The 7,214-nt window shown below is 35.5% G+C and carries 14 protein-coding genes and 2 pseudogenes; 2 read left to right on the top strand and 14 right to left on the bottom strand.

Annotation, left to right across the window (positions count from 1 at the left end; translation table 11 throughout):
* The coding region (locus RWU19_RS12075) for a helix-turn-helix transcriptional regulator (protein WP_316032196.1) at nt 1–671 on the top strand (671 nt) is incomplete at its 5' end.
* A 144-nt stretch (nt 672–815) separates the two neighbouring features.
* Here RWU19_RS12075 and RWU19_RS12070 read toward each other — a convergent pair.
* The 12 genes and pseudogenes from RWU19_RS12070 to RWU19_RS12015 form a co-directional block, all read right to left on the bottom strand.
* Nucleotides 816–1,292 (bottom strand): annotated as a pseudogene (locus tag RWU19_RS12070) (transposase); the annotation flags it as partial.
* A 290-nt stretch (nt 1,293–1,582) separates the two neighbouring features.
* A pseudogene (locus RWU19_RS12065) lies at nt 1,583–1,681 on the bottom strand (DUF2786 domain-containing protein); the annotation flags it as partial.
* Nucleotides 1,682–1,690: 9 nt separating this feature from the next.
* Nucleotides 1,691–1,897 carry a hypothetical protein gene (locus RWU19_RS12060; protein WP_316002558.1) on the bottom strand — a complete coding sequence of 69 codons (207 nt, stop codon included), beginning with the start codon at nt 1,895–1,897 and terminating at the stop codon, nt 1,691–1,693.
* Between the two features lie 41 nt (nt 1,898–1,938).
* On the bottom strand, nt 1,939–2,340 hold the full coding sequence (locus RWU19_RS12055) for a hypothetical protein (RefSeq protein WP_316002557.1): 402 nt from the start codon (nt 2,338–2,340) through the stop codon (nt 1,939–1,941).
* A gap of 62 nt (nt 2,341–2,402) precedes the next feature.
* A complete protein-coding gene (locus RWU19_RS12050; RefSeq protein WP_316002556.1) occupies nt 2,403–3,083 on the bottom strand; it encodes a hypothetical protein in 681 nt (226 codons plus the stop codon).
* Between the two features lie 58 nt (nt 3,084–3,141).
* The gene (locus RWU19_RS12045; protein WP_316002555.1) at nt 3,142–3,321 is read right to left on the bottom strand and encodes a hypothetical protein; all 180 of its coding nucleotides are present in this window, start codon (nt 3,319–3,321) and stop codon (nt 3,142–3,144) included.
* A gap of 15 nt (nt 3,322–3,336) precedes the next feature.
* Nucleotides 3,337–3,537: a hypothetical protein gene (locus tag RWU19_RS12040; RefSeq protein WP_002338055.1), complete on the bottom strand. Its 201-nt coding sequence runs from the start codon at nt 3,535–3,537 to the stop codon at nt 3,337–3,339.
* 163 nt (nt 3,538–3,700) lie between these two features.
* Entirely contained in the window at nt 3,701–4,405 is a 705-nt protein-coding gene (locus RWU19_RS12035) for a hypothetical protein (protein ID WP_316002554.1), read from the bottom strand.
* Nucleotides 4,398–4,835 carry a hypothetical protein gene (locus RWU19_RS12030; RefSeq protein ID WP_316002553.1) on the bottom strand — a complete coding sequence of 146 codons (438 nt, stop codon included), beginning with the start codon at nt 4,833–4,835 and terminating at the stop codon, nt 4,398–4,400. Before RWU19_RS12030 ends, RWU19_RS12035 begins: the two co-directional genes overlap by 8 nt.
* Nucleotides 4,836–4,850: 15 nt before the next feature.
* Nucleotides 4,851–5,102 carry a hypothetical protein gene (locus RWU19_RS12025; protein ID WP_002287517.1) on the bottom strand — a complete coding sequence of 84 codons (252 nt, stop codon included), beginning with the start codon at nt 5,100–5,102 and terminating at the stop codon, nt 4,851–4,853.
* On the bottom strand, nt 5,102–5,308 hold the full coding sequence (locus tag RWU19_RS12020) for a DNA helicase UvrA (RefSeq protein ID WP_316002552.1): 207 nt from the start codon (nt 5,306–5,308) through the stop codon (nt 5,102–5,104). Before RWU19_RS12020 ends, RWU19_RS12025 begins: the two co-directional genes overlap by 1 nt.
* A gap of 443 nt (nt 5,309–5,751) precedes the next feature.
* Complete coding sequence (locus RWU19_RS12015; protein WP_070828439.1) at nt 5,752–6,012, bottom strand: hypothetical protein; 261 nt, start codon at nt 6,010–6,012, stop codon at nt 5,752–5,754.
* A gap of 154 nt (nt 6,013–6,166) precedes the next feature.
* On the opposite strand from RWU19_RS12015, the gene RWU19_RS12010 reads away from it, so the two are divergent.
* Nucleotides 6,167–6,289: a putative holin-like toxin gene (locus RWU19_RS12010; protein WP_002295624.1), complete on the top strand. Its 123-nt coding sequence runs from the start codon at nt 6,167–6,169 to the stop codon at nt 6,287–6,289.
* A 158-nt stretch (nt 6,290–6,447) separates the two neighbouring features.
* On the opposite strand, the gene RWU19_RS12005 is transcribed toward RWU19_RS12010, so the two are convergent.
* Complete coding sequence (locus RWU19_RS12005; protein ID WP_081129236.1) at nt 6,448–6,705, bottom strand: hypothetical protein; 258 nt, start codon at nt 6,703–6,705, stop codon at nt 6,448–6,450.
* 21 nt (nt 6,706–6,726) lie between these two features.
* The gene (gene ssb / locus RWU19_RS12000; RefSeq protein ID WP_316002551.1) at nt 6,727–7,212 is read right to left on the bottom strand and encodes a single-stranded DNA-binding protein; all 486 of its coding nucleotides are present in this window, start codon (nt 7,210–7,212) and stop codon (nt 6,727–6,729) included.
* Nucleotides 7,213–7,214 lie beyond the last annotated feature (2 nt).

Here is a 7,214-nt window from a genome sequence, read left to right as displayed (position 1 = left end):
CTTTTATAATATGTACACAGCATATCTCTAATTCTCATATGCCAAAAAATATATTTTTATTTATTTTTGTTTCTTTATTATTAATATTGCCTCTATTTATTGGAGCGGTATCTCCGTTAAGTATCTTTATTGCTACTTTAGCCGAAGATATTTATTTTATTTATCTCGGATTCCTAACAACTAAACCAATACAACAAATAAATTTGAGTGCGCAGCATTTCCTTGTTAAGAATAAAAACTTTGGGATAACGGTGATTTTAGGAGCAACAATTACCCTCATCGGTAACGTGTATAATTTCTTTCGTTGGCCGATATCACAAAACTATTTTTACTTCTTACATGGTTACAATATAAACAATGATATTCTTTCAATTTTACTATGTTTTTGGTTATTAAATTTTTTCATACAAAAAATTCACGTAATTCCTGCTACTATCTATAATACACAAAGTTTTGATAAGTTTTGTTCAGAATTTACGCTAACCTCCCGGGAGAGAGAACTTTTGGCTGAATTATTAAATTCGCTAACTTACCAGGAAATTGCTGATAAATTATATATATCAAACGGAACAGTAAAAGCTCATTTTCATAATATTTTTATAAAGACAAATACAAAAAACAAACACAATTTACTACAGTTTTACCAAAAATATACTGATAAATTTTCTTGATAGAAATATATTAGTGATGTTAGTATCATATCTTAAACATCTTTTCGTAAAGACAGAAATAAATTAAACTTATCTACGAGAAGATGTTGTAAACGGCCAAGTTAAAATGTAGAAAAGGGGGGGACGTTTTCTTGCACCTTCATTCTATAAAATACCTAACTGTTTACGATAATCTATCGAGCTAAGTCCAACCAGCGAGCATTTGATTTGTTTCTGATTGTACCAAAGAATATACTCGTCTAACTCAGCGATGGATTGATCAATAGAAACCAAATTCCAATCATGACTATAAAAAAATTCATTTTTAAGACGACCTAAAAATCCTTCACAGGCTGAATTGTCTGGAGAATATCCTTTCTTTGACATTGAACGAATTAATTTGCCTTGTTTCATTCGTTCAATCCATCTTGGCCAGCGATAATGTGAATGAACAATAGGAGAGTTCCCTGGACTCAAAGTAGCCACGGCGTTGTCTAACATAGAATTGACCATTTCAGCATTCGGTTTTGTACTTATAGTCCAACTGATAACCGCACCCTCAAAACAGTTGATTATAGGGGATAGATACACTTTTCCTGAAGAAATGTATTGTTTATTTTTCTCTGTAGATAATTTATTTCTAGCTGAGTAATATAATGAATAAAAAATAGAGATCAAAAACTTAAAAATTTTTGACCTCTTTTTTATTCCTCATTTCATAGCTCTTTTAGTAGGTCAATTAATTAGGTCAGAAAGTTACTTTTTTAAAGGTCAACAGAGTATACCCTGTTGGTCGCACTTCTTATTCTAGTAATTCTGTTTTTTTAAATTTTAATCCTTCCTGGTATCCATGGAAGTAAGCTTCATTATCTTTTACTTTGTGCGAAGTGTCTTTTCCAGGAACTAAGCCGAGATCTTCCATGTAAGTCTTATTGCTGGGCTTTGGCTAACGCGCTCATTGATTCCTCATCATTTGCATCCGCCGCAAGCGCCAGTAATTTTTGAATCTTTTCTTTTCTCTTGTCTGCCATTTTCTACTCCTAAAGGTAAGCGTGTGTTAAGCTTACTTCTTTTTTCTGAACGCTACTTTCCATTGTTGCTAGTTCTTTTTGTGCTTTTTTCGTTCGTTTTAGCCCTTCTTTATACACCGTTGTAGTCTTATTATAACCTAACAATTCCAACTGTTCTAAGTCTTCCTCTAATTTCTCTACCCACATTTTTTTATGGGCTAATAAATTGTATTTCATGGTGATCTTCCTTTCTTCCTTTACTTGCACTAGCACTCTGTCTATAAAGCCAGTTCCCATACCAGGTTTTTATCCTCATAGAATTTTGGATCGATATATCGGGTTAACTTATCGGATTCAAGCGTAAAGCTTTCTTCCTCGAATACAATAGAGATATTGTCCAATACAGTTCCTTCAAAGGCTAGCGCACCTAATCCTGTATGATTGTTTACCCAAACGACTTTTTCTTCAGTAATTCCAAAGTAATCACGTACTCCATCGTAGCCACAAAGGCAAATGACCTTTGCTTGGTCAAAGAAGTAAGGCATTTTAAAGTAACGATCATCTACTACCGCAATTTCAGATCGTTCAAATTCTACAACACCATCTTCAGTTGCGGTTAACTGTGTTAAAATATCTGCTAACGATAGTCTGGTTTGTTTTTTCTTAATTTTTATCTCCACCTTTTCCATTGTTTTAAAAGTGACGTCACTTTCTGAATACTAGTATGTCAAATCCTACTTTTTTATCCTTTCAATAAATACCGCCACCGTCTTCTTTCTTTGAGTTCTTTTTGATAACTATTCACCAAAATATTTACCCGTATTTCTACATTTTTTGATAAAACAAATATCTTATATATTTCATGCATGATAAAAAATGATAGATACATAGGCATAGCCAAAACTAAGGCTTGCAGTATAGTTACTCCATAATCTATAGACAAAATACTGATTGATAGAAGGCCATAGCATATCAGAGAAGTAATGATCGTTATGTTGGTAACCTTATCCTTATATTCCATCATTCTTAATAAAATAATTTTAGTTAACTTATGTTTTCTTCTTTTTATCTTTTTTAGCTTGTTTAAGTCACTTTCTAACTTCATATTTTCCTTAAACACTTCGTTATAACGGCTAGATTTGGTATTTAGCTTATCTAAGTGATATGAAGATATTGCTATTAAATTTAGCAATTCAAACAATGAAAAAATAAGCCAAAGAAGAATATATGAAGAACATTTTAATGAATAATGGACATATTCAACGTATCGATCCCCAGCTAATCCTAAAGAGTGAACCTTGTACTCAATAAACTGCGTATATGCCACTCTATACAAATGACCACTAATTATCATGCCTACAAGACAAATAATAGATAGTATACTAAGCTTTAATTTGTACGAATTCTTTTTAGTTTTTAACATTTATTTCCCTCCTTGCTAAAAGAGATATCACTTATATGGATCAATTTAAAAAGTGACGTCACTTTTTTAGTGCTGGTACATCAAATCCTGCTTTTTCTTGCGCGATCAGTAGATCTAACGCAATACACATAATCTTAGATTCACTTTTCCCGTACTTCTGCTTTAGTTGCTGCAATTCTTTTTGTCTCTTTTCATCTAATGTCACGGATAACCGTTTATTTCCTATTGCAATTGGCATTGGTACTCTCTCCTTTCATCGAAATAACCCTATGAAAAATATAGCTGCAATCAACTTGAATATTAGACTCACAAGGGCTAACACAAAGCGCCAAAAGATCAAACAAAATATCAGTATTCCTAAGAATACTACGAAATTTAAATGTACAGCTGCACCATGACGCATAAGTATCTCGCCAATACACAGTACGAACAACAGAGGAATGATTTTATTCATATGGATCTCCTTCTTTCTCTTAGGTTATCGGGCTTTGCCCGCTTATTTCGCACCACCTAAGCGGCGGGGGCGGTTGGAGCGATTGGTGCGAAATAAGAACCATTCCCTTAATTTCAAGGTTTTTGTTCTTATTTCACACATTCTCACTTTTCGGTATAAATGGTTATTGACCTTTTTTCCTTTCAAATCGTTGATATGGCATTCGTTTACGGTCAAGTTCATTTTGGATTTCTTCTGTATCGTCGTAAGTGTAGGTGTCTAAAAAATCAGTTAAAGTCGTGTACCAGTCGTCGCCTGGGTTATCTACTTCTTCTACTTCCCTCAAAAATGCTTCGGGTACAGCGAGTTCATAATCCATTCCCATTAACACGATAGATTCCGTCCCACACGTCAAAAATCTAGTAAATACAAGGTAATAATCGTCTACCGTCGCATCTTTGCTGTTTAGCTCTTCCATTTCTTCTTCCATTAATTCCATGCTCTCAAAAATTGAATAATATTCTGATTCTGAGTAATAGTGTTTCCTGCAAATCGTGTAGCTGACAAAGTTTTCGACCAGCTCACTCCTTTCTAGGTAAACATTCATGATGTATTTTTCTGTTTCTAGTCGTAGAAGCTCCGTTCCTTTTATTACCGTTTCAGGACGACGTTTGTACACGTCTAAATGATTATGGCTGACTGTAACCTTCGTTTGACTCGTTTCGCTTTCCATATACAACTGCTCTTCCACTCTTTGAATAAAGTACTTCATTTCTTCCATACAACTAAAGTCCTTTTGAATCCGCCTGATTACTTCGTTCAAATGTTCTTTGCTTGTTAAAAAGTGAGAAACATCTTCCATTGTTAGTTGATAAACCACATTACTCATTTTCGTTGTCCTCCTTTTTCATGATGTAACATGCGCCATACTTGTTGACATTTTCAAAGTAGTCCAACCATTCACTTGAAACAGTCTTGGCTTTTTTCGTTTCGACAAATTTCCCATACGTTAGTTCTAAAGCTTGGTATTCAGAAGGTTTGATAGTGTTTGGCTTGACGCCTGCTTCCAAGCATAGTAAGGCTTGGAAAAACCATTTTCCATTTTGCTTTTTCAGTTCTTCAAGCGTTCGATAGTAGGTCGCAATGAGATTCATTTCGACACCCGATTCAATCATTTCTTCCACAGCTACCGACAATCTTTCCTTATAATGTTTTTTTGGAACACGTGTCTCATTGTATAGGAATGTCATATCCTCCATTTTTTGTGCCATTTTATCCAAAGGTAATTTGACAAATTCGTCATAGTAATTTTGAGCCATATTTTTTTCTCCTTTTTAGTTCTCTAATTTTGTTAACCAATATTCGTTCTCATAAGTTTCCATGTTTTCTTGATAATGCAGTTCATATCCTGCAATCTTCACTAGGTCTTCAAATAGCATAGTCGGTGCATCCTCTACTAAAGGGGTTTCTATCGTCCAGTACCGCGGAATAAGTAAAGCTTCTGCTACTTTTTCAGAAATGACTTCTTTGTCCACCAAAATTTGAACGACTTCTTTTACAGTCAATAATTTGTGTTGTGTTTTCATCAACGTTTCTTTCCTTTCTCATCAATCAAAATATAATCGCCATAAGACAAGGTATATTTTTTCCCGCATGTTGGACATTGATACAAACGATAGCTTCTGATACATTTCGCTCTTTCTCCACAATCGCATTCGACAGTATGTGGTGCATGATAGTTTGGGAATAATTCGCTGAAGGGAACACCCCAATAATCAAATTTCTTTCGCATGATTGATTCTGCCTCCTCTTAGGAAAGGTTTTACTTCCTTTCGTTAGTTCTTTCTTTATTGATTTGTTGGCCAGAATGAATCAACTAAAAGCGACAAGGACAAGGGCGCGCAGCGTGCCATTTACCCTTGTCCTTGTCGCTTTTTGGTGATAAAAGGCAACTTGTTGCCGGTCTGGCAAATCAATAAAGAGATAACGAACAGGAACGAACCTTTTGGTGAGAGGAAGTTTTTTCTATTTTGTCTTGCTTTGCAAGACCCTTTATCTTAGTGAACGTTGTACGTTCACTTCCTTTCTTCTCGAACGGCGGTGGCGGTTGGAGTGAGAGAGAGGTTTTTTAATTGAGAAGGCGCTTGCGCCTTCCTAAAAAGGCCTTTTCATTTTTCTTGTTTCTATGTAAAACAAAAAGAGCTGCAGTCCTACATTAGGATTGCAGCTCTTCTTTTATATGCCCATCGATCGCGTAAAATGATCGGGGTTTCTAATTTGCATCGATTCAATGACTAATTGATTCCGTTTATTGAAGTGACCTGTCACTGAAATAGTATACTTTCCTTCTTCCAAAATCAGCAATTTATCCGCTATTTCTATATTGGCCACCACACAATTAATCGGTTCATGATTTGTACGTAATGTAAATCGCACAAGCAATGGCTGTGTCTTGATTACCCGAATTTTATCCAGTAAACCAGTATAATGTTCCATCGCGATCACCTCGCTAAAATTATAGCAAAAACAGCTAAAATTGAGAATTTTTATTCGATTTTAGATATACTATAATAGTCAAGACAGTAAAGTTTGAAGACGGTGGCGACTTCTGGAAAGGTGGTGGTGCTTATGAATGTAAGTGCTAAAATCTATGAAAGGAGTAAGCCTTTTGTCCGCATATGAGACAATTCAAACCATTCTTGGTTTTGGTATGTTTACCATTGCTTTGATTAGTTTGATTGTAAATATGCTTAAAAATGACAAAAAGAAATAACCGTCTACTTTAGCAGGTCAGCGGTTATTTCCAAATAACTAATATTCTGCCACCGTTCTTTAATCGGTGCTGTTAATGAGGGGTTGTTAGCGCAACTCCTCTTTTTCATGTTCATTATAGCAATATTTCGCAAGAAGTTCAACGATTTCCCGTTAACCCTACATATAAAGCGGTAGAATAGCCGTAAGTATAACAGCTGTCGCTGCTATTGTGACTTTAGTCAATCGCCAAAAGGAATTATCCTTTCCTGCTCTTTTTAAAAGATAAGAACAGACAAGATACACGAATACAAGAAATAGTGATCCTTTCGCAATTCTATTTACCAAAGGATCTTCAGTGATACCCAAAGAAATCCCGTCTATAAATGCAATAACGGGTATCAATAGATCCATCGTTAGACTAATGTTTTTTGCCATGCTTACTCCTTCTTTCTCGAACTAAAACGGTAGATCATCATCGCTAATATCGATTGATTGTCCACCAAATGGATTCTGTGAAGCGTTCAATCCATTGTTATTAGGCGTCGCTGTATCCCGTTGTTCAAAAGTGGTGGTGCTTGGACTGGTGGACGATTGATCAGCGTGCGCACGGCTTTCTGTCGCTGCTTTGCTTTCTAATAGTTGGAAATTATCGGCCACAACTTCTGTCACATACACACGTTGTCCTTGTTGGTTATCGTAGGTTCGGATTTGAATCCGTCCGACAACGCCGATCAAACTGCCTTTTTTAGCTAATGTCGCCATCGTTTCTGCTGGTTTGCGCCAAATCACACAGTTAATAAAATCAGCTTCTCGATTGCCGTTTTGATTCGTGAAATTGCGGTTAACAGCTAGTGTAAAAGTCGCTACTGCAGTACCACTTGCGGTATAACGTAAATCTGGATCTTTGGTTAAGCGTCCTACTAAAGTTACATTATTGATCATCT

The sequence above is a fragment of the Enterococcus sp. 2STP genome (assembly GCF_032465635.1).
Classification (GTDB): Bacteria; Bacillota; Bacilli; order Lactobacillales; family Enterococcaceae; genus Enterococcus_B; species Enterococcus_B lactis.
This window is presented reverse-complemented; position numbering and strand designations above follow the sequence as displayed.